2 protein-coding genes are annotated in these 2,812 nt (G+C 40.4%); both read right to left on the minus strand.

What is annotated here, in order from left to right:
* Positions 1 to 482 precede the first annotated feature (482 nt).
* Positions 483 to 1,091 (minus strand): hypothetical protein, encoded by a 609-nt coding sequence (locus KO518_RS16950; protein WP_216027054.1) that lies wholly within the window; start codon positions 1,089 to 1,091, stop codon positions 483 to 485.
* A 572-nt stretch (positions 1,092 to 1,663) separates the two neighbouring features.
* Positions 1,664 to 2,533, minus strand: coding sequence for a hypothetical protein (locus KO518_RS16955; RefSeq protein WP_216027055.1), 870 nt, complete (start codon positions 2,531 to 2,533; stop codon positions 1,664 to 1,666).
* Between the last annotated feature and the right edge of the window lie 279 nt (positions 2,534 to 2,812).

A 2,812-nucleotide genomic window follows, 5' to 3' on the forward strand; every position in this document is an offset into this window, starting at 1 on the left:
TTTCCTGAAAAGTGTATAACTTCCAAATAAGGGGCGCGGACATGTGGGCGAAAATGGCGAAGCCGCCCACATGTTTGCGTCCCAGCCCACGATAGTGGGCGAACTTGATTTGTTTGTTATATGCAAAAATACAGTCAATTACTAGTAGTAGATTGGACATCGTTTTTTACCACAAGAACAATTAAAAATATGAGAGCTATAGGCGGCAATAGTGCAGTGAAGAACGCGATGACCGCTGTAAGAATAGGTGTTTGAGTTTTTCTTTTACCCAAATAGTAATCAAGTACAGCCATTATAACTGCCAGAACAATAACAACTTGGCCGAAGAGTGTTGCATTTATATTCATTGTAGAAATTCCTTTTGCATATAACGCCCTGCTTAGGGGCGGAAACACATGGGCTAAAATTTAGGAGCGAAGCGACGCAGCCCATGTGTTTGCGTCCCAGCGAGCCTGCGAGCGACTACAGCAGATTGTTAAGTTTCATTCCGAACGAACCTTGTTTTGAAAATACTGTTCAACTTTTTTCACGGCGGCATAGATTTGTTGACTAAAATCATCTTCATCAGAAATTAAATACACAATTGCATCGTTAGCGGCAACTCTATCGGGATTATCGTCGACAGTTGCGCCAGGACTCCTGTAAGCTCCTTTTAACCAAAAATGAAGCCAAATTTCAGACCTGATTTTTTTAACAGTTTTTTCTAAGTCGTCAAATGCTTGATCTGCTCCAGACGCCCAAATAATCTTCGTTTCTAATCTAAGAGTTGCAAGTTCAGACCATTCTGAGAAGAGGTGATTTAGTCTCTCATCATAAATTCTTTGCTCTTCTTTTAAACTATTACCTGCTTCAACTTCTTCTTTATTCAGAAAGAGCATTGGGCTGCGTACAGCTTGAATTGCTTGAGCTACCTGATGGGACTTAACAAGAACTTTCTTTGCAAGCTCGTACTCGCTTGTACCTCGAAGCTGCTTTTTCCAAGTAGAAAGACCATAAATCCCAATTCCTACTGCGGCAATTGTTCCTAGTATGCTGATGATATCTTTTGTCAGAGACCAATTTATCTCTGAAACAGAAAAGCAAATGTTCAAATTTCCTCCTTGAAACTTAACTTTTCAATAACGGGCGCATGCGCGTAGGGCATAATGGCGAAGCCGCCCTGCGTGTATGCGTCCCAGCGAACGAAGTGAGAGAGTTTATTGATTTGTTATGCATTACTTCCTCTGTAGTAAATATCTGGTGCTGGAGACAAAATACCAAAGAGCAAACGACCAAGCTGTAAATTTAAACAATACTACAAAAGAAAACCAGAAGGGAGACTCCTTTAGAGAAACAGAATTGGTAGTTCGTAGATTGAGTATCTCTTGGTGAAAAGCTGCGGTAAATATTTGGTGTCCCAACCATATTGCTAAAAACAAGCTTACAAACATCCAAAACCAATTGAATGAATAATCGGGTAAAAGAGCTTTTAGTGAAAACACGCTTTTAAACATTCCTTGTCGTTTAAGTGCCTAAAGTTCTATCGGTAATGCATAACGCCCGCTTAAGTGGTGAGCAACGCTACCACGTCACTCAATTATTAAAACGTAAACACAAAAGCTAAATCACACTAAAACCGCCGAGCGTTGCGAATCCGTCTTAAAGCGTTTGTTAAATGCAATTTTTAAAACATGCTGTTTTGTTTTTGCGCGTACTGATGGTCAATGACTTTGGTTATGATTTTTTCTACTTTCAAACACGTTGGTGTTTGAGTTTGAATCACGTCCATTTCTACTAACAATATGTCATTTTTACCGAACCGTTCCTCACCATTATCAACACGCTCTAGAAACTGCTCATCTGTAATTTCAGCGTAAAAGCTTGATTGTCCATCGCTGAACTTCCACTTGTTACCATCTTTAAATGATGGTGACTCAATAACCAAACCAGTTTTAATGGAGTTAGTGAACAAAGGTGTTTCAAAATCTATAGGTTTGAAATAATCACATTCGTTTGCTGCGGCATGAGCTTCAATTTTATGAACCGAGGACTTTACTTTGACTGCTTCTAAACCTTTCGATAGCGGTTCTCGAATGAAGCAATCTAAGGAGTTAGCAGCTTTGGGATCAGCTATCACATTAATAGTTTCAATGTGATAAACTTGTGTCTCGCCTTGTTGATTTGTCACATGGACTGACTTATCGACTGTGTCTTTTTGTACTTCTTTCGGCTGCTGCCCTTGAAGGTGTATACATGCTTTAATGCAGTCGGTTGCTAGCATAATCAGGTCTTTTGGAGATCCCGATGCAAACATCGCCGCAGCACCTAAATTTATAACTTGAAGAGCGAAATCAATATCGAACGATTGATTTCTAAAGCCAGAGACATCAAAAGTAAGCTCGGCATCTTTTCCATATGCATGCTTGGTGGTGATAGCCATAAAGTCATCAATAGCCGATATGTACTTTGCTACATCTTTGGCTCGAAGTTGCCCGTTCGCAACTTTATCACCGTGATACTCTAGAGATAACAAATCTCTGATAGGTAATTCCAACGCGTTTTCTCCATCGTTGAACTAAATTGCATTTAACTTCCAAATAAGGGGCGCAGACATGTGGGCGATAATGGCGAAGCCGCCCACATGTTTGCGTCCCAGCCCACGATAGTGGGCGAACTTGATTTGTTTGTTATAAATGATTTATGGACAAAGCTGCAAGTGAAAAGAGTGCGGCTTTGAAATTGTTTTTGATGTTTTTATCAGCCAGCCATGGCGCATACTGAGTTTACGAAGCGCTTAAAAGAGATTTGTCGCCGCAAGCAACCAGTGACGTAG

The organism is Aestuariibacter sp. A3R04, assembly GCF_018860805.1.
Lineage (GTDB): Bacteria > Pseudomonadota > Gammaproteobacteria > Enterobacterales > Alteromonadaceae > Alteromonas.